The 20,318-nt window shown below is 60.0% G+C and carries 10 protein-coding genes and 2 riboswitches; of the genes, 5 read left to right on the top strand and 5 right to left on the bottom strand.

Translation table 11 applies throughout. From position 1 onward, the window contains the following. Nucleotides 1–2: 2 nt before the first annotated feature. Nucleotides 3–1,076, bottom strand: a complete 1,074-nt coding sequence (cobW, locus tag AC3IUF_RS13085; protein WP_093430911.1) for a cobalamin biosynthesis protein CobW — start codon at nt 1,074–1,076, stop codon at nt 3–5. Nucleotides 1,077–1,175: 99 nt separating this feature from the next. After that, a riboswitch (cobalamin riboswitch) is annotated at nt 1,176–1,387 on the bottom strand. Between the two features lie 1,036 nt (nt 1,388–2,423). Then, a riboswitch (cobalamin riboswitch) is annotated at nt 2,424–2,645 on the top strand. Between the two features lie 124 nt (nt 2,646–2,769). On the opposite strand from cobW, the gene AC3IUF_RS13080 reads away from it, so the two are divergent. The 4 genes from AC3IUF_RS13080 to cobM all read left to right on the top strand — a co-directional run bounded on the left by AC3IUF_RS13080 (nt 2,770) and on the right by cobM (nt 4,916). Then, on the top strand, nt 2,770–2,967 hold the full coding sequence (locus AC3IUF_RS13080; protein WP_007912603.1) for a CbtB domain-containing protein: 198 nt from the start codon (nt 2,770–2,772) through the stop codon (nt 2,965–2,967). Between the two features lie 11 nt (nt 2,968–2,978). Beyond that, nucleotides 2,979–3,680, top strand: a complete 702-nt coding sequence (locus AC3IUF_RS13075; RefSeq protein ID WP_489281204.1) for a CbtA family protein — start codon at nt 2,979–2,981, stop codon at nt 3,678–3,680. Continuing rightward, on the top strand, nt 3,677–4,090 hold the full coding sequence (locus tag AC3IUF_RS13070) for a cobalamin biosynthesis protein (RefSeq protein ID WP_007912596.1): 414 nt from the start codon (nt 3,677–3,679) through the stop codon (nt 4,088–4,090). Before AC3IUF_RS13075 ends, AC3IUF_RS13070 begins: the two co-directional genes overlap by 4 nt. Nucleotides 4,091–4,169: 79 nt before the next feature. Then, nucleotides 4,170–4,916: a precorrin-4 C(11)-methyltransferase gene (gene cobM, locus AC3IUF_RS13065; protein WP_489281202.1), complete on the top strand. Its 747-nt coding sequence runs from the start codon at nt 4,170–4,172 to the stop codon at nt 4,914–4,916. Nucleotides 4,917–5,002: 86 nt separating this feature from the next. Here the strand turns inward: cobM and nfuA are convergent, their stop codons facing one another. The 3 genes from nfuA to AC3IUF_RS13050 all read right to left on the bottom strand — a co-directional run bounded on the left by nfuA (nt 5,003) and on the right by AC3IUF_RS13050 (nt 9,152). Next, a complete protein-coding gene (gene nfuA, locus AC3IUF_RS13060) occupies nt 5,003–5,587 on the bottom strand; it encodes a Fe-S biogenesis protein NfuA (protein ID WP_007912592.1) in 585 nt (194 codons plus the stop codon). A gap of 57 nt (nt 5,588–5,644) precedes the next feature. After that, nucleotides 5,645–6,667 (bottom strand): acyltransferase family protein, encoded by a 1,023-nt coding sequence (locus AC3IUF_RS13055; protein WP_489281200.1) that lies wholly within the window; start codon nt 6,665–6,667, stop codon nt 5,645–5,647. Between the two features lie 178 nt (nt 6,668–6,845). Further along, the gene (locus tag AC3IUF_RS13050; RefSeq protein WP_123375078.1) at nt 6,846–9,152 is read right to left on the bottom strand and encodes a fatty acid cis/trans isomerase; all 2,307 of its coding nucleotides are present in this window, start codon (nt 9,150–9,152) and stop codon (nt 6,846–6,848) included. A 156-nt stretch (nt 9,153–9,308) separates the two neighbouring features. On the opposite strand from AC3IUF_RS13050, the gene metH reads away from it, so the two are divergent. Then, complete coding sequence (metH, locus tag AC3IUF_RS13045) at nt 9,309–13,019, top strand: methionine synthase (RefSeq protein ID WP_123375077.1); 3,711 nt, start codon at nt 9,309–9,311, stop codon at nt 13,017–13,019. 53 nt (nt 13,020–13,072) lie between these two features. Here the strand turns inward: metH and AC3IUF_RS13040 are convergent, their stop codons facing one another. After that, nucleotides 13,073–20,311 carry an NEL-type E3 ubiquitin ligase domain-containing protein gene (locus AC3IUF_RS13040; RefSeq protein WP_489281197.1) on the bottom strand — a complete coding sequence of 2,413 codons (7,239 nt, stop codon included), beginning with the start codon at nt 20,309–20,311 and terminating at the stop codon, nt 13,073–13,075. Nucleotides 20,312–20,318: the final 7 nt, after the last annotated feature.

Genomic DNA, 20,318 nt, shown 5'->3' with positions numbered 1-20,318 from the left:
GTTTAAACGCTGAGCGCGGCGCGCAGTTGCGCTTCGAGTTGCGCCGCGTCGAGTTCCTGACCGATCAACACCAGACGGGTAACGCGTGCTTCATCGGCGCCCCACTGACGGTCGAAATGCTTGTCGAAACGCGTGCCCACGCCCTGGATCAGCAGGCGCATTGGCTTGTTCGGAATGGCGGCGAAACCTTTGACCCGGAGGATGCCGTGCTTGACCACCAATTGCGTCAGGGCGTCGAGCAGCAGGCTTTCATCGGCTTGCGGCAGTTCGATGGAGATCGAATCGAAGGCGTCGTGATCGTGGTCATCGTGGTCGTCATCGCCTTCACCGTGGTGGTGATCATGATGGCTGTGACGGCTGTCGATGTGTTCTTCGGAACCGGCGCCGAGGCCGATCAGCACGTCCAGTGGCAGACGACCGTTGCTGGCTTCGATGATCTTCACCGCTGGCGGCAGCTCTTCGGCGACTTCAGCGCGAACGCGAGCGAGATCTTCCGCGCTGGTCTGGTCGGCCTTGTTGAGGATGACGAGGTCGGCGCTGGCCAGTTGGTCGGCGAACAGTTCGTGCAGCGGCGATTCGTGATCGAGGTTCGGATCGAGTTTGCGCTGGGCATCGACCTGATCCGGGAACGCGGCGAAAGTGCCGGCAGCGACGGCCGGGCTGTCGACCACAGTGATCACCGCGTCAACGGTGCAGGCGCTGCGGATTTCCGGCCACTGGAAGGCTTGCACCAGCGGTTTTGGCAGGGCCAGGCCCGAGGTTTCGATAAGGATGTGGTCGAGATCGCCGCGACGGGCAACCAGTTCGCGCATCACCGGGAAGAATTCTTCCTGAACGGTGCAGCACAGGCAGCCGTTGGCCAGCTCGTAAACGCGGCCGGTGGCTTCTTCTTCGGTGCAACCGATGGTGCATTGCTTGAGGATTTCACCGTCAATGCCCAACTCGCCAAACTCGTTGACGATCACCGCGATACGACGGCCCTGAGCGTTGTCGAGCATGTGCCGCAGCAGCGTGGTTTTGCCCGAACCGAGGAAGCCGGTGACGATGGTGACGGGGAGTTTGGCCAGTGTTTTCATCGGTATGCCCTTTGGCAAGCGGCGGGCATACGGGACGAGAACCGGCAACGCGCGTGCGTGCCCGGAGAGTTCGCCACCGGATCACCCCGCCCGGTTGAATTGAGAATCTGTGACGAGGCAGGTCTCCTGGCTGACGGCGTTCAGGCGCTGGGCCTGGCGTTTGCTGCGCCTTCCCGCGGGCTCATCAGTTGAGCTGGCAGTGGCGTGGCAGCGAACATCACCGTTCACAGTTGCGGGGGCAGCCGCGGCATTGACCGCGTTCCCTTCTTAGCTTCGGCAACGGCCGAAGAACCTCGAAGGCGCAAGGCTACGCATCGTCTAAGGGTGGGTCAATGGGCGTTGAGATTTGGTTTTGGGGGCATATCCGTTGCTGCGGGTGCTGCCGCTGGCGGTTTCGCTCTTACAGCGAGTCCCTTTTTCAAACGCCAAAAAGGAACCAAAAGGCTTTGCCCCGGCGTACGGCACTTCGCTGAGGCTCAGTGTTCCCTCGCTACGGTGTCCATCCGGGGGCATCGCCTACGGTTTGCTTCGCTGCACCTCCTCTCGATGTGTTCGACTTCGTCGAACGGCGCTGCGCGCCTAACCCCCGGATGAACACCTTCGCTCGGCCTGCCGAAGGGGCAAAAGATCAAAAGCCAAAGCCAAAGCCAAAGCCAAAGCCAAAGCCAAAGCCAGATCAAGAGCCCCTCACCCTAGCCCTCTCCCGGAGGGAGAGGGGACTGACCGAGTGGTTTGGTAGGGTTACGCCGACGTGAGATATCGCGTTGAACTCAAGCTTTGAAAAGCACATAAATCGGCTTCCTCTACCTCGGGAGATTGGACTGATCGAGGCGTTTGGGGGAGGTACGCCGACGTGCGATACCGCGTTGAACTCAGATTTTGAAAGGCCCAAAAATCGGCTCCCTCTCCCTCGGGAGAGGGCTGGGGTGAGGGGCGAATCCACCACAAATCCAAAGCCGAACACGCTGTGCTCCTCACCACTCAATAGGCCGAGTGTCAGCTCGCCTGCTCTTGATCTTGATCCACGGGCGACGTCGGAAGGCTGAGTGGAGGGATTGATCCGGGCGTGGGAGCGCAGCGACCGTTTGGCGCAGCCAAACACAGCGGGAGTAGGTGCAGCGAAGCAAACCGGAGACGCTGCGCCCGGATCGATCCCGGAGCGAAGGAACCCCGAGCCCCAGCGAGCGGGCCGCACGTAGGAGCAAGCCTTTTTGGTTACTTTTTTCTGGGCCGGCACTCCGGGCGTCTGGAAAAAGTGACCCGCCGTAAGGGCGGAACCCTAATCAGCAACACCCGCAGCAACGGATATACACCCAAAAATTGACCAAAACCCCACCCCCATGCTCTCCTACACAACTTGTTACGGGTGCCCTTCACAGGGTGAAACGGGAAACCGGTGAATCATGTGCTTTACTCAAGCCCATGTCAGTCCGGTGCTGCCCCCGCAACGGTAAGCGAGCGAAGCGTCAAAACCACTGTGTCAGCAAGGCATGGGAAGGTGACGCTTGCAGGTCGGCCTGACGCCAACCCCTCGTGAGCCCGGAGACCGGCCCGCAACACACAGCCCGCATTTTGTGCGTCGCTGAACATAACAAACCCGCGGTGGGCGGGCGCTGTTCGAACCTCTGCGAGCCCGACCCGCAGGGGTTTTCATGCGCTCGATTCACCCACTGACACTCCAGAGGGAAGCGCCATGTCGATCATCAGCAGCACCGGCAGCAACACGGACAAAATCGTCAGCACCACCACCCTGAGCCAACGCCTGAGCGCTGCGATCTTCGCGTCGATCCTCGGCGCCAGCCTGGTCTACTTCGCCGGTTTCTCGCACATCGAGGCGGTGCACAACGCCGCTCACGATACCCGTCACAGCGCCGCGTTCCCGTGCCACTGAGACCTGCCGACATGATCAAGCGTATTGCGCAAACCGCAGGTTTCACCGGCCTGCTGGCCGCCCTGCTCCTCACTCTGCTGCAAAGCTTCTGGGTTTCACCGCTGATTATTCAGGCTGAAACCTACGAGAAAGCCGAGCCGGTGGCTGTTCATGAACACGCCGAAGGCGCCACGGCCGGCCACACCCACGATGCCGAAGCCTGGGAGCCGGAAGACGGCTGGCAGCGCGTGGTATCGACCACAGGCGGCAATCTGGTGGTGGCTGTCGGTTTCGCCCTGATGCTCGCGGGCCTCTACACCCTGCGCGCGCCGACCAAAACCTCGCAAGGCCTGCTCTGGGGTCTGGCCGGTTACGCGACCTTCGTCCTCGCGCCAACCCTGGGCCTGCCGCCCGAGTTGCCGGGCACCGCTGCCGCTGATCTGGCCTCACGACAAATGTGGTGGATCGGCACGGCCGCTTCGACCGCTGTCGGCCTGTCGCTGATCGTGTTCAGCCGTCACTGGCTGATGAAGATCCTTGGTGTGGCCATCCTCGCCGTGCCGCACGTGATCGGCGCGCCGCAGCCGCAAGTGCATTCGATGCTCGCGCCGGAAGCACTGGAAGCCCAGTTCAAAATCGCTTCGCAGCTAACCAACGTAGTGTTCTGGCTGGCCTTGGGCCTGATCAGCGCCTGGTTGTTCCGCCGCAAAAGCGATGGTCAATACCACGCATGACCGATGACAGCGCAGTGCCGACCTTCGTGATCGGCCTGGGCTGCCAGCGCGGCTGCCCGGCCAGCACGCTGCGCGCATTGCTTGACCAAGCCTTACAGGCACACCGAATCGAGCTGCAAGCGGTCAAAGCGTTGGCCAGCATCGACTTGAAGCGCGACGAGCCAGGGCTGCAAGAACTTGCCGCGCAACTGGCCCTGCCCTTGCTGTACTTCAGCAGCGAGGAATTGGCCACTTATCAGCAACGACTCAGTCACCATTCGCAAATCGCCTTCGAACGCACCGGTTGCTACGGCGTCGCCGAAAGTGCGGCACTGGCCCTCGCCGAACAGTTGATTCAGGCACCGGCAAAACTGCTGATTTCCCGGCAGAAATACGCCCAGGCCACGTTGGCATTGGCCGGCGCGGCGTAAAATCCCGATAATCCCCGCCATTGATCATGAGCAATCTTCATCTGAAGCGTTGTTGCACCTCTTTTCCAAGGATTTAACGATGACTGTCTACTTCATCGGCGCCGGCCCCGGCGACCCGGAATTGATCACCGTCAAAGGCCAGCGGCTGATCCGCAGTTGCCCGGTGATTATCTATGCAGGTTCGTTGGTGCCGGCAGCGGTGCTCGACGGCCATCAAGCCGAGACGGTGGTCAACAGCGCTGAGCTGCACCTCGAACAGATCATCGGACTGATCAAAACCGCGCATGCCAACGGCCAGGATGTGGCGCGGGTGCATTCCGGCGATCCGAGTCTGTATGGCGCGATTGGTGAGCAGATTCGTTATCTGCGTGAGCTGGATATTCCGTTTGAGATCATTCCCGGGGTGACCGCGACCGCTGCGTGTGCGGCGTTGCTTGGCGCGGAACTGACACTGCCGGACGTGTCGCAGAGCGTGATTCTGACCCGCTACGCCGATAAAACCGCCATGCCGGCCGGTGAGGAATTGGGCAGCCTGGCGCAGCACGGCGCAACCATGGCGATTCATCTGGGGGTCAACCATCTGGAGAAGATTCTGGCGGAGCTGTTGCCTCATTACGGCGCAGACTGCCCGATTGCGGTGATCCACCGGGCGACGTGGCCGGATCAGGATTGGGTGGTGGGGACGCTGGCGGATATTGCCGGGAAGGTTGAGGCCAAAGGGTTTCGGCGTACGGCGTTGATTCTGGTGGGACGCGTGTTGGGCAGTGAGGTTTTTAGCGAGTCATCGTTGTATCGCGCCGGGCATGCTCACCTCTATCGCCCATGAAGCCTGCTCGCGAATGCATTCCTGAATGTCGCCCATAAAAAAACGGCGCTCACGGGGCGCCGTTTTTCATGTCCGCAGCGAACACCTTAGTAGTAGGCGTTTTCTTTCTGCGTGTGGTCGGTCACGTCGCGAACGCCCTTGAGCTCCGGGATGCGTTCGAGCAAGGTGCGCTCGATGCCTTCCTTCAAGGTCACGTCCGCCTGGCCGCAGCCCTGGCAACCGCCACCGAACTGCAGAACGGCGATGCCGTCTTCAACCACATCGATCAGGCTGACCTGACCGCCGTGGCTGGCCAGACCCGGGTTGATTTCGGTTTGCAGGTAATAGTTGATGCGCTCGTTGACCGGGCTGTCAGCGTTGACCATCGGTACTTTGGCGTTTGGCGCCTTGATGGTCAGTTGACCGCCCATGCGGTCGGTGGCGTAGTCGACCACGGCGTCATCGAGAAACGCTTCGCTGAAGTGATCGATATACGCGGTGAAGCTTTTCAGCCCCAGCGCGGTGTCTTCAGGTTTTTCTTCGCCCGGCTTGCAGTAGGCAATGCAGGTTTCGGCGTACTGGGTGCCAGGCTGGGTGATGAAGACGCGGATGCCGATGCCCGGGGTGTTCTGCTTGGAGAGCAGATCAGCCAGGTAATCGTGGGCGGCGTCGGTAATGGTAATAGCGGTCATGGAAACTCCTCGCAGGCTTGGGCGCAGTTTACGCCAATCGTTGCGCCGGACAAAGTCCTAGTATTTTTGTCGGGAAAGATTCTCGTCAGGCTCTTCGTCGATTTGCGCCTTGAGCCAGCGATAGCTGCGCTTTTCCACCCACTCGTAGCTCAACCAGGAGCCGACACCGATGGCCAGCGCGCAGACGACAAACATCAAATACGGGTTGATGCCGTAGCGCCGGGCCAGAAAACCGCCTGCCGACAGCACCAGAACGTGCATCAGGTACACCGAATACGAGCAATCACCGAGCAGTTTGAGTACCCGACTGCGCTCGACATAACGCTCAAGTGAGATACACGCCATCACCAGCACGGCGCTCGGCACACCCCAGTTCAGCAGCCTCGGCGCCGGCGGCAACTGATAGATCGTCAGCAATACCGCCACGATTGCCGCCAGCGGCAGCCACAGTCCCGCACCGATCCAGCCCCGGCGATAAAGCATGCCGATGCCAATCCCCAGCAGGAATTCATAGACGATGTCCGAACGATAGAACTCGCTGATCCAGCCAAACCCGGTCCAGGTCTGACACACGGCGAACAACAGCGCCGCGACCACCAACAGACGCACCTGCAAGCGAAACAACAGCGCCCAGGCAAACAGCACGTAGAAAAGGATTTCGTAATTCAACGTCCAGCCGACATTGAGCGTCGGGTAGATGCCGTAACCGCCGGGGTTCTCGGTAGGAATGAACAGCAACGACAACAGCAGATGGCCCCAGTCCACCGTTTGATCCGGCAATATGGGCTGGGCAAACACCACCAGCAGCGCCATCAATAGCGTGTAGAGCCAATACGCCGGGACGATGCGAAACAGCCGATACAAGAGAAAACGCGCCGGCGGCAGCGGTTTGTTTTCGGTCGAGAGGAAAATCACCAGGCCGCTGATGACAAAGAAAATATCGACGCCCACCGCTCCTTTATCGATGAACAGTTGCCCGATCGGTCCGCGTGCCTTGAAGTCGAAGAAAATCTGCATGAAGTGATGGCAGACCACCGTCCACGCGGCCAGCGCACGCAGGGCTTGCACTGAAATCAACATCACCTGCTCCCGATCACACCCTCAAATTCACCTCAATCCCTGTAGGAGCTACGGCACGCTGCGATCTTTCGATCTTGATTTTGAAAGATCAAAAGATCGCAGCCTCGTTTCACTCGACAGCTCCTACAGGGTTTTGCGGTGTTGCTTGAAGTTGGGACAGCAGGACGCTCTCAAACGATCAAAGATTCTCGTAGCGGTTCATGTCCAGCACACCCTCTTCCACCGGATCGGTTTCGTGGATGTACTGACTCAAATCGTGGAAATAGAACCAGAATTGCGGATGACTGCGCCGAATTCCCCAACGTTCGACGATTTTCTCGAAGCGGTTGGCATCTTTGGCGTTTTCCATGGCATCGACAAATTCCGCCACTTGGTCGGCAGGAATGTTGAACATGAAGTTCGGATAACTGCTGAGCACGCCCGGATAAATCGTGATCGTGTCCAGCCCAGGCTGATAGCGCAGCGACTCACCAAGCAGGAACGCCACGTTGCTGTGCGCACGGTTGCGCAGCAGGCTGTAGACCTCGCGCTTGCCGTTGGCCGTTTCTATGCGCAGCATGGTCGCTTCCGGCAACTGGTCGATCACCTTCAAGCCGGCCGCCGGGCGCGACGTCAGGCGACTCAGCGCCTGCTCGGCATTTTGCAGCGCCGGGTCAATATTCGGCCGTGAGCAGTAAGCGCCGTCGCAACGGTTGATCGGATCGGGCCGCGCGTTGAGGTCGCCGTAACGCGCCAGCAATTGCATGGCGAAGTCGTATTTCGGATCCTTTTCATCGAGCTTCAGCGCCGTCGGCTTGTCGTCATCGATCGCCTCATAATCGAGCCACATCTTGAACTGGCCGCTGCTCTGGTACCAATCGTCGAGGTAATCCTCGCGGGAATCGGCGGGCATCAGGCGCAGGAAGTTCTGCTCGGCGCCATTACGGATCAGGTCGAAATACAGACGGGTTTGCGCCTGATGCGAAACGTTGCCGAACACGTCGAAGTTGACTGCCAACTGGTAATAGGTGCGCTCGAGCAAGGGATAGTCGAACAGCCACATTGTCTGCGGCACCTCGCCAATCAGGCCTTTGGTCACCGAAGCGCTGTCGAAGTGGCGGAAAATGCTCAGCAGCGCGTTGTCGTTACCGGCCCACAGGGTCGACCAGCTCGGCGCGGGCAGATCGGCGTAGCTGTCGCGGCGCAGCGCTTCGTACTCATTACGTTTGTTGCGGTAGTTGTGCCACAAGCTCAAAACGCTGCCGACATCGTCGTTCTGCCCGGGCATGGCCAACAACGGCGTGGCCTGGCCGCGATAGTTCGGGTCGGTGATATAGAGGTCGTGTTCCGGCGCCTGGAACAGCGCCCAGAAGTTGTCGCGGATTACGTCGGTGGCGATCTGGCCCCGGCACACCGGCCCGCGAATAAAGGTGCGGACGAAGTATTCGGCGTTATCGAGCATAAATTGATATCGCGCCTGGGCCGGAATCGCTTCGAACGTCGCGAATGGATTGGCACGGCTCTGCGGGCCGTAACCGGGCAAGGCATTGACCTGCCAGTTGCCGCTGTAGAACAGGCTTTTCACCCGCGCCATCTTCGCCGCGCTCAGCGGATAGGTGATGTGGGTTTTATGCACAATCACGCCCTGCACCGGCCACAAGCGGTAATACACCTGAGTACCCGGATCGTCGTTGGGACGACGGGTGGCGATCAGGTCGATCGGCTGACCGCTCGGCGTGCGCGAACGCACCCACTGGAAGTAATGCCCCGGCTCGCCGTCCTTGAAATAAATGTGCGCGAGGTACCAGTGCTCGTACAACCAGCGGCCGACCAGACTTTGCCGTGCCCCCGGCATGTTGAGCAGGTTTTCCCACTGGACGATTTGCAGCGCCTCTTTCGCGCTCGGCGCCAGGCCTTGTTCGTCAATCGGCGCTCCGGATGCCAGCCAACGCTGCAACGTCTGATATTGCTGATCGGTCAACCCGGTCACCGCCAGCGGCATGCCTTCTTTCGGGTGAGCGCCGGCGTAACCTTCAAACTCGGCGGGCAGCGCGCACATATTCTGGCGGTTCAGGCCCAGCACGATCTCTTGCGGGAGTTTGGCGTTCGGTGTCAGCGGCGTCTTGTGCCCGAGTTCGAGCATGCGCGCCATCAGTGCAGCCTGGCTGCCTTGGGCGTCGAGCACCGAATAGAAATCTTTCTGCTGCCAGGCGCGTTTGCCGAAGGCGTCGTAATACAGTCGGGTGGTCGGCGCCGCGACAGTGCGCTCGCCGTCATAGACCGGCATTTTGCTCGCACCACGGGCCGCGCCTTCGCCACTGCCCAGATTCAACTGGCAAGCGGAGTCGTAGCACGCATGGCAGGCTACGCACTTCTCGGTGAAGATTGGCTGGATGTCGCGGACGTAAGAAATCGAAGGAGAAATGGCCGGTGCAGTCGCTGGCTCTTGCGCCACGGCGCCCCAGCTGAGAAACAGCAACACAAAACCAATGACGCGGTAAGACATGCTGCTGATCCCGATTGTTAAAAAAAACGCCGCGATTCTACATTATGACGCTCGTACCAACATGAGCGATATTCATGCAAAAGCCCCGCATGCTCTAAAACCGCACAGGTTTGCTATGATCCCGCTCCTTCGTAATGGTCTTTCCGAGTAGTCCAAATGTCCGATCGCAGCGTCCGCCTTCAAGCTCTCAAGCAAGCTCTCAAAGAGCGCATCCTGATACTCGACGGCGGCATGGGCACGATGATCCAGAGCTACAAGCTCGAAGAGCAGGATTATCGCGGCAAACGCTTCGCGGATTGGCCGAGTGACGTCAAGGGCAACAACGACCTGCTGGTGATCACCCGTCCGGACGTGATCGGCGGCATCGAGAAAGCCTACCTGGATGCCGGTGCCGACATCCTCGAAACCAACACTTTCAACGCCACGCGCATTTCCATGGCCGACTACGGCATGGAAGAACTGGCCTACGAATTAAACGTAGAAGGCGCACGTCTGGCGCGCAAGATTGCCGACGCCAAGACCGCCGAGAACCCGGCCAAGCCACGTTTCGTCGCTGGCGTGCTCGGTCCTACGAGTCGCACCTGTTCGCTGTCGCCGGACGTCAACAACCCCGGCTATCGCAACGTCACCTTCGATGAGCTGGTGGAAAACTACACCGAAGCCACCAAAGGTCTGATCGAGGGCGGCGCCGACCTGATCCTGATCGAAACCATTTTCGACACCCTCAACGCCAAAGCGGCGATCTTCGCCGTGCAAGGTGTGTTCGAAGAGCTGCACATCGAACTGCCGATCATGATTTCCGGGACCATCACCGACGCCTCCGGCCGTACCCTCTCGGGCCAGACCACCGAAGCGTTCTGGAACTCGGTGGCGCACGCCAAGCCGATTTCTGTAGGTCTGAACTGCGCGCTCGGCGCCAGTGAACTGCGTCCGTACCTGGAAGAGCTGTCGAACAAGGCCAGCACTCATGTGTCCGCGCACCCGAACGCCGGCCTGCCGAACGAATTCGGCGAGTACGACGAACTGCCGTCGGAAACCGCCAAAGTCATCGAAGAATTCGCCCAGAGCGGCTTCCTCAACATCGTCGGCGGCTGCTGCGGCACCACGCCGGGGCACATTGAAGCCATTGCCAAAGCCGTCGCCGGTTATGCGCCGCGGCAGATTCCGGACATTCCCAAGGCTTGCCGCCTGTCGGGTCTGGAACCGTTCACCATCGATCGCAGCTCGCTGTTCGTCAACGTTGGCGAGCGCACCAACATCACCGGTTCTGCCAAATTCGCCCGCCTGATCCGTGAAGACAATTACACCGAAGCGCTGGAAGTCGCCCTGCAGCAGGTCGAGGCCGGCGCGCAGGTGATCGACATCAACATGGACGAAGGCATGCTCGATTCGAAGAAGGCCATGGTGACCTTCCTCAATCTGATCGCCGGTGAACCGGACATCTCGCGCGTGCCGATCATGATCGACTCGTCGAAATGGGAAGTCATCGAAGCCGGCCTCAAGTGCATTCAGGGCAAGGGCATCGTCAACTCGATCAGCATGAAAGAAGGCGTCGAGCAGTTCATCCACCACGCCAAACTGTGCAAGCGCTACGGCGCGGCAGTGGTGGTGATGGCGTTCGACGAAGCCGGCCAGGCCGACACCGAAGCGCGCAAAAAAGAAATCTGCAAACGCTCCTACGACATTCTGGTCAACGAAGTCGGCTTCCCGCCGGAAGACATCATCTTCGACCCGAACATCTTCGCCGTCGCCACTGGCATCGAAGAACACAACAACTACGCGGTGGACTTCATCAACGCCTGCGCCTACATCCGCGACGAACTGCCGTACGCGCTGACGTCGGGCGGCGTGTCCAACGTGTCGTTCTCGTTCCGGGGCAACAACCCGGTGCGTGAGGCGATCCACTCGGTGTTCCTGCTGTATGCGATCCGCGCAGGCCTGACCATGGGCATCGTCAACGCCGGGCAGCTGGAGATCTACGATCAGATCCCGCAGGAACTGCGCGACGCCGTTGAAGACGTGATCCTCAACCGCACCCCGGAAGGCACCGACGCCCTCCTCGCCATCGCCGACAAGTACAAGGGCGACGGCAGCGTCAAGGAAGCCGAGACCGAAGAGTGGCGCAGCTGGGAGGTCAACAAGCGTCTGGAACATGCGCTGGTCAAAGGCATCACCACGCATATCGTTGAAGACACCGAAGAGTCGCGCCAGTCGTTCGCGCGTCCGATCGAAGTGATCGAAGGCCCGCTGATGTCGGGCATGAACATCGTCGGTGACCTGTTCGGCGCAGGCAAAATGTTCCTCCCGCAGGTGGTGAAATCCGCCCGGGTGATGAAGCAGGCTGTGGCGCACTTGATCCCGTTCATCGAACTGGAAAAAGGCGACAAGCCGGAAGCCAAGGGCAAGATCCTCATGGCGACGGTGAAGGGCGACGTGCACGACATCGGCAAGAACATTGTCGGCGTGGTACTCGGTTGCAACGGCTATGACATCGTCGACCTCGGCGTAATGGTGCCGGCGGAGAAGATTCTGCAGGTCGCCAAAGAACAGAAGTGCGACATCATCGGCCTCTCCGGCCTGATCACGCCGTCGCTGGACGAAATGGTTCACGTTGCCCGTGAGATGCAGCGTCAGGATTTCCATCTGCCGCTGATGATCGGTGGCGCGACCACTTCCAAAGCGCACACTGCGGTGAAGATCGAACCGAAGTACAGCAACGATGCCGTGGTTTACGTGACCGACGCTTCCCGCGCGGTCGGCGTGGCCACGCAGTTGCTGTCGAAAGAATTGAAGGCCGGTTTCGTCGAGAAAACCCGTCTGGAATACGTCGATGTACGCGAACGCACCTCGAACCGCAGTGCCCGTACCGAGCGCTTGAGCTACGCCGCGGCCATCGCCAAGAAGCCGCAGTTCGACTGGGCAACTTATGAGCCGGTCAAACCGACCTTCACCGGCAGCAAGGTGCTGGACAACATCGACCTTAAAGTCCTCGCTGAATACATCGACTGGACGCCGTTCTTTATCTCTTGGGATCTGGCCGGCAAATTCCCGCGCATCCTTGAAGACGAAGTGGTCGGTGAGGCCGCCACCGCGCTGTACAAGGACGCGCAGGAAATGCTCGCCAAGCTGATCGACGAGAAGCTGATCAGCGCCCGTGCGGTGTTCGGTTTCTGGCCGGCCAATCAGGTGCATGACGACGACATCGAACTGTACGGCGATGACGGCAAGCCATTGGCCAAGTTGCATCACCTGCGCCAGCAGATCATCAAGACCGACGGCAAGCCGAACTTCTCGCTGGCCGACTTCGTTGCGCCGAAAGACAGCGAAGTGACCGACTACGTCGGCGGTTTCATCACCACCGCCGGCATCGGCGCCGAGGAAGTGGCCAAGGCTTATCAGGACGCTGGCGACGATTACAACTCGATCATGGTCAAAGCGCTGGCCGACCGTTTGGCCGAAGCCTGCGCCGAATGGCTGCACCAGCAAGTGCGTAAAGAGCACTGGGGTTACGCCAAGGACGAAGTGCTCGATAACGACGCGCTGATCAAAGAGCAATACAGCGGCATCCGCCCTGCTCCGGGTTACCCGGCCTGCCCGGATCACACCGAGAAAGCCGCGCTGTTCGCCTTGCTCGATCCGCAAGCCGAAGAAATGCGCGCCGGCCGCAGCGGCGTGTTCCTCACCGAACACTACGCGATGTTCCCGGCGGCTGCGGTCAGCGGCTGGTACTTCGCCCACCCGCAAGCGCAGTACTTTGCCGTGGGCAAGGTCGACAAGGATCAGGTGCAGAGCTACACCTCGCGTAAAGGTCAGGAGTTGAGCGTGACCGAGCGCTGGCTGGCGCCGAATCTGGGTTACGACAACTGAGACCGGTCAAGGGCCCGGGATTTCTCTAATCCCGAGCCCGGTCAATCACTCAGTCAAGAACGCCACGAGGGCCCGGGCTTGGCTGAAAGCGTGCCTGGGCGCTCCGACTCATCGGCCAGACTCCGAAGATCGTTGATCTCTCGACGGGTCAGCTCGACTACTTTCTGTACGCGCAGGGCATCAATTGTCCTGCTCAGCTCAGCCAATTCCAGGTTGTAGTGTTCTTTGTCGATTTCACCGTTTGACTGGCGATCCTCAAGCTCGCTGAGCGATTGGTGACGCTGCTCGGCCACCGCGCGGTCGATCGCATTCGTTTCCTGCGGATAACGCTCGTGCAGATATTCGTTCCAGTAGTCGCGCGATGCCATGCTCACCAACAGTGCGTCGGTGCGCTCCGCCTCCAGAATCGATGCCCGCGATTGCGCCAGCATTTGGTCGCTGATCGGCGTGCCGTATAGCATGTACGCCGGTTGCCCGGGCAAATCCACGCCGTCCCCCCAACCGCTGGTCAGGCTGATCCGATAACGCAGACGTATTTCGGCGCGATCATGCCCCTGCCCTGCGGCCTCGGCCAGGGTCTCGACCCTTTCCAGACGAAACAACTGCCGTGACAACCTCAACAAGGCCCGCCCTCGGAGCATCAGTCGATTCGGTGGAATTTCGCGCAAGGCGCGATACACCGCCACCCGCACTTCCATTTCGCTGAAGGTCAGAGTTCGTCCATCAGGACAGGTGCCATGGGACTCAGCGCTTTGGAACAGCAACTCCCGAAGCTCGGTGTTTTCGCTTGCGGCGTCCATGACATCCCACACCCTGCGCGTCAGATCGGCCTGCACAAGCCTGTAGTCGCGGGTATCGCGCAACAGTCGGATCAACTGAAAAAAGCGCTCGTGGCCTGGCTCTTGCGCCAATCGCGCCCAGACACCCCTTCTCACTTCAGCCAATTGCGGTGAAACCCCCTCGAGCCAGGGATTCAATGCCCTTGGCGCAATGTCGTTGGCCGGGTCAAAGATGTTTTCGGCTGGCAACACGGCCGCATGGGGGTCATGCCCCGCGACGGCGCCCTCTTCGCCTTCCACCACGCCACCGTTTCCGGCAATGGGATGCTCGGCGAGTGGGCTGACGTCGGCGCCAAACAGCTGAGCGTGAATCATCCCGTCAATCTGCCCGCGTGAAATGCCCAGGACATGAGAAGAAGCATTCACGCGACTGAAGTATCTGAGCTGCTGTAACGCAGAAAGTGACAGGTCATCGTTGCCGGACAAATCGGTGCCTGCTACCAGGCGCGAGTGATTGCCATCGAAAAGCGTCTCGGGAAGGTGCGCGATGTTGTTGCTGCGCAGATCCAGCCGGCGCAGGTATCGAGCCTGCAAGACGCCAGCGGGCCAATCGTTCAACGCGTTGTAGCGCAGATCCAGCGTTTCGAGGACGCCGAAGCCGGGCGGGTTGAAGGTTTGCAGAATGTTGTAGCCCAGATCCAGTCTGCGCAGACGGTTATGGCTCAGCAACGGGTAAACACTGGCGCCGCTCGAGAGGTTGCAGTGTTGCATTTCCAGTTGTTCCAGTTCGCGCATGCGGCGCACCGCGCCTGGAAGATTCGCGAGGTCATTGCCACTGATGATCAATGTGCTCAGATCAGCAAAGGCATTCAGAAAGCCATCGGACCCGTGCTCGCTGATTCCCACACCGCGCAGGTTCAGCGTCGTCACCCCTGCAAGTGGCGCATCCAGAGAAGGTAGATCGCCGGTCTGCAGTCCTTGCAACCTAAGCTCCATGGCTTCGCCAGCGGCGCCCGGCGTCAGCCCCTCGAGCCAGGCTTCACAGATGCGCAAAGCCGCGAACGAGCGATTTTGCGCAGTGATGTGGCGCCTGCCAGTGCGCACCTCGCGGGTATACAGCCAGTCATTCAACTGGCGAATCAAGCCTTCACTGGCTTGCTGCCATTGGCTGATTTGCGCGTCTATCTGCACATCGCTGCGTCCCGCTTCACGCAGCTTGCGCAATAGCAGCCGGGCGCGTTCGGGCGTCATGCTCGGGGTCAGGCGCCGCAAGTGCGCCAGCCTCCCCGCCTTGTCCGCAATCACGGCGCCGCGCTCGGGCACGGGTAACAACAGGTCAGTCAGAGACCAGCCCGTTTCCGTCGGTGGAAACTGTGCAGGCACCGGCTCCTCGGCGAAGCGTGTCAATGCGCCCTGCCCAAGCCCTTTGGCCTGTTCGATGCGGCGTAAAGCCGTATTCAGGGCGGTCTCGCCTTCAGCACTGAAGACATTGCCCGTCAGATTGGCTTTTATCAATGCATCGGGATGCGCCAGTGCTTGAGGCGACAGCGACGCTATGTCGTTGTCACGCAAGTCGAGCCAGGACAGCTGCGGCAGACTTTCGGCGCCGGTGGGCCAGGATTGCAGCTTCGTCGAGCGAAGGTTCAACGCCTGCAACCCGGTCATCGCCCTGACATCCAGAGTGTTTAACGGGTTATGCCCCAGATTCAGTACCTCGATGCGCGGCAAATCATTGAATTGCGCTTGCACTGGCGGTGTGACGAGCAGGTTGTTATTGGACAAGTCGAGTTCGGTCAAGGCCGGTAGCTCACTGGCGGTAAACGGCAGTTCGGTGAACGCATTGCCACTGACATCCAGTATTTCAGCACCGCTGAAACCTCTGATAAACCCGCGAGCCTGTTCGACGGGAACGTCGAGCAACCCCAGGCGCAACGTAGAAACGTGGGGAAAACTGCCCGCCGGCAATGACGGCAGCGTGAGGATCTTCTCGGCCGATGTCAGTCCTCCAAGGCTCGGCCCTGACTCAGGCAGGGCAAATGTGGAAAGGTCTGCCCTCACGCCGTAACGCTGACGAAGCGCGCCATTCCAGCTGCTCTTGAGCGCCCTTAAAACGCCAGCGCTGCGTCCGGTCGCCCATTGCCAGCGAAGTGCCGGGTTGCGCAGCCCGCCCTGCTGGGACGGGGCGTAGAACTGCGCAAAGATTTCATCGTGTTCGACCCTGAGCTGGTCAATCGCCAGCAGTCTCGCTTCGGGCGTTGTCCAGACCTCATTGAATCTCTGCGGCAGAGGATCGCTGAAGTTCGGCATCACGGCCATGAAGTCCAGCTCTGCGCGGCAATACTCGCTCACCATTTGTTCCAGATCGACCAGATGGCCGAAAGGGCCTGAATAGTTTTTGACGTATTCAAAAGCGCGCCTGAACGCCGCCCGACTCAGTTTCGACCAGTCCAGCGAGAGTCCGGCCCAAAGCCTTTCGTGCCCGCTGTAGAGAGCATCGGGCAGTGTGTCGATCGAGGTACGTGTCAAATCCAGACGCTCAAGCTGTTCCAGCCGCTCGACGTAAGCCGGCCACTGTCGCAATGCGTAGGGGGCGTTGACTTGCAAAGCACGCAAACCACTCAGCGGTGAAAGATCCAGCGCGTGCAGGGTTGTCGAGTCGAATCCTGAATAGTCGATGCGCAACGTCTGCAAAGACGTCAACGCACTGAGCCTGTGCGTAAAACTCTCGGCCAATTCCGGCGCATAGGTCGAAAACCGCAGGTGGGTCAGCCCGGACAACCGACTGACCGCCTCGGGCAATGAGGTGAGTGGTTGAGGCCTGGCGGGCAGTTGACCATAGCTGGGGCCCAGATCCCCCAGGGTCAGCCGGGTGACATTGGGGAACAACGCGATGAAGGCGTCGGCATTGGCATCCGTGATGCCGCTGCCTGTCACCGAAAGTTCGCGCACATGGGGAAAACGCGTGGTGATCACCGGCAGCGGCGTCTCACACACCAGCGACAGACGCGCCGCTTCGGCTGAGTGCTCCGCGAGCGGGCCATTGCGCCAAGCCTCCCTGAGCGCTTGAGAGAATGACCACTGGTGTTGTCCAGCCTGACTGCCAGTCGGGCCGGCCTGCCATTGATCCAGTGTGGCGTTGAGCGCCTCCCACTCACGCCGACGCGTGCCCAGTTCAGTGAAGATTTGCCTGTCGGTCCGGCCGCGCTGCTGGCGCAGAAACGCGTCGGCCTGTTGCGGACTCGGATAAAGCTCCGTCACGCTCGCTGCGACGGAGGAATGCAGGCTGGCGCCACGCCCGCTTGCGTAGTAGCCCTTGAGTGTTGCGCTCACCCGTGTCGGAGGCTTGAACCCTTTGAGTGGCGGCGCCAGCAATTTTGCGGCTTCACGGCGGTGGATATGCGCGTATTCGATGATTTTGCGTTGCAGTTCATGGCTGTCACTGACCTGCGGCAGACCGATCGCCGCACGTGCGTCATCCGGCAGCGCATACATGAGCGAGTTGTAGAAGTTGTCGCCCGCCCCGGAAACGTGGTTAAGCAATTCACCGCGCTCATTGAAGGCGAGAAAAAATGCTCCGTTCTTGACCAGGTATCTTTTATCCGGCGCGGTTGTTTCACCGAGACTGTCGAGCAGTGCTCCGGTGGTGCTGCCTTCACGGAGTTCCAGACGCAGGGTCGACGGCCAGCCTGGCAATTGCCGCAAGGCGTGCAAGGCCAATCGTCGGCTGTCCGCCGTTGCAAGGTTGGCACTGCGCAAACCGATAAAGGCGCGGGTCTGGCGTCCTTGACGGGCATGCCAGCGAGCCTCTTCGAGCATTTTCAAAGGCGAGCGCCCCGTCGTATCCATACGCGCCAGCTGTGCTGCAGTGGCATGATCCAGCACATCCTGCGCGGCTGCTTCGCTCAAACCTGGACACTCGCGCTGCAGCAGGCTGACACGCGCATCGAGCGGTTCAGTGCCGTCGTAGAGGCTGGCAAAAATCGCAGGCTGGCGTGTATTGGCAAAACCGGCGAGTTGCTTGCGCAATGCGTCTGCTCTGGCGGAATGGAGTCGCGCCGCATCCCTGCCAAGCAGATAGGTAATCTCGTTTTCGTCCAGCGCCGCCAGAATCCGCGCCGGCATTTCGCCGTTCAACACCTGCGCACGACTGAGCTGGATAACCGGTCGGGGGACTACCCATGGCGGTTGTTTTGCCGCGCCATAGCGGATGGACGGCCCGGACAATCCCGCCGCTTCAAAAACTTCCAGCGCCCGACCGAGTGGCCAGCGCGGCATTTCGGTGACCAGGGTAAGTGCATACAGATAGCGATCATCGATCCGCGCTGCCCCGCTCAACTGTTCGATGACCTGCCCTGCCGACGCATCCGCTTTGAACAAACGCATGGCGTCGAGCCATTCCGGCGGCGGTGGCAAATGATCCAGGTGCATCTTGCGCAAGGTGTTGTCGCTGACACCGCTGATCTGCGCCAGCATCAACAACGCCTCATCCGAAAGGCCCTCGGTCACATGCCCCATGCGCCGCAGCAGTGTCAGCGTGTCCCAGGACATCGGGCGTTCCAGCGTGTGGCGCCAGGCACCCCGGCCGTTGTGCCCAAGGACGGGCTGGTAAGCGTTGGGTTCAGTGGGGTGCCTGAGGCGCCATTGCGACGTCGAGGGATCGAAAAACTGTTCGTAGACCTTGTCACCCTGACGGATGTAGGTTTTACCGTCGATAGCGTGTTGCCCCAGGTCATTCGGCCCGGTCGAATCACTCAGCGTGACAGGATGTTCATAGCCGCTCAGATCGGATTTCCACAAACGTGTTTCACCGTTGGGCAATGTCACCGGGTGCAGATCTTCGATCACCGGCTCAGGCTTGACGGCAGCCAGTCGATTGAACCCCGCGCCCGCACCAGCCATCACAGCGATCAGCGCAAGGTTTTCTGCCACATCCACCAGGTGCGCCTTGGCGGCGTGCTTGTCGCCCTCGCTCCACTCTTTTACGCCTTCGAAGGTTTCGTATAACAGTTGTCCGGCCATGATCACCATCATGACCTCGCCCAACACCGGGACGAACATCGACACCATGTTCAGCCCCAGCAACCCGACCTGCAGCAAGGCCGCCAGTTTGGCGTCGCGCGCCTTGATGTTGACGTCAGCGGTCGGAACCGCATGACTGCGCGCGTCGGCCAATACCCTGTCGCGATGCTGTTCATAGAGATATGTCCACAAATCCGCGTTCTCGGCCCAATGACCATCGCCTTCGTGACGCAAAAGTGAGGCGCCCAGGTAAGGATCAGGATCGGGCTGCATTTCCGTATGCCTGGGTGGCAGCTCCTGGATCGCGATAAACGGGTAAGCCGGGGTAATGACCTCGATGATCCTGCGCCACGGCGACCAAAGCAGATCAGTTGATGCATCGTCAGCCTCCTGTACGAACTGGCTGAAGTAATAGGGGCGCTTGGCATAAGGCAAAAACTGGCTGAAAAACCGCTGATAGGGTGTCGGCTCGGCACTCTGTGCCTGTTGTGCATCGCGAGTGGTAAACAGGCGCTTGAACGTTTCGTTGGCTTGCTTGCCGGAGTAGCGTTTCAGCGGATGCTCGGGATCATTGGGCACATAGAGAATCGTTGCATCGTACGACCGACGCTTTTCAGCGATCGTGAAGGCGACGCAGCCCACCAGCCTTTCCCCCATCAGGCCCAAGTCATGAAACCAGACTGGTTTGCCTCGCACCCTTGGATATTTTTCACCATCGACGACGGAAAGAATCATGGCGTGATCTTCTGGCTGAATATCCCCGGCCAACAACGCGCGTTCGGCCGCCGCCCTCAGGGCGGCCTTTTGACTGGCAATGAAATGCTCGCGCAACAGCGTTTCTGCCGCAGTGTCCACCGGGTGGAAAAAAGCCTTGAGATAGACCTGGTATTTCGCCCCGATGTCCAGGTCGCGGCACAGGCTCAGAAATCCTCTGACCGAGACGTTAACGGGCACTGGCGTGTAAATGCCGGGAGTAGTGGTCTCTACGATGAAACCGGAACTGCGGTGAAAGGCACCGTACTTGCACTCCTGACTTTCGAAGTTGTGCAGAGCCGCCTGCAGCAGCGGCAACTTCAAGACCTCGAAAGAACCGATTTCCGCTTGAAAGATCCCCATGACCAAAGGACGCTTGAGGCATAACAAGGTCTTATCGACGTCGACATCCACCTGATGGCGACTTTTCAACGCTTCAAGCAGTAAAGGCCGGGCAAACGCGTCGATGTCTTTGAAGCTGGACAGGGTGCTGTCCAATTGCACCTGCGCCGTGACACTGCTCTTGAAACTGGCATCCAGAATCTGGCGTTGTGCAGATGACGCGCGCGCGTACCAGTCTGGCATCACCGTCCCCGCGCGCTTGATCGCCGTCCTTCTCGGCTCGCTGGCATCGATCAGCCATTGCGGTACTGCGGCTTCCAGGAACTGCGCGTGGAAACTGTCCGTGGCTTGAGGTCTGGCTGGCCCGTTGTCCTGGGCAGTAAGGGAATTGGGGGACATACATCGC

The organism is Pseudomonas sp. KH_040 (assembly GCF_057839305.1).
The sequence above is the reverse complement of the archived record's forward strand: the minus strand, read 5'-3'. Positions and strand labels throughout refer to the sequence as shown.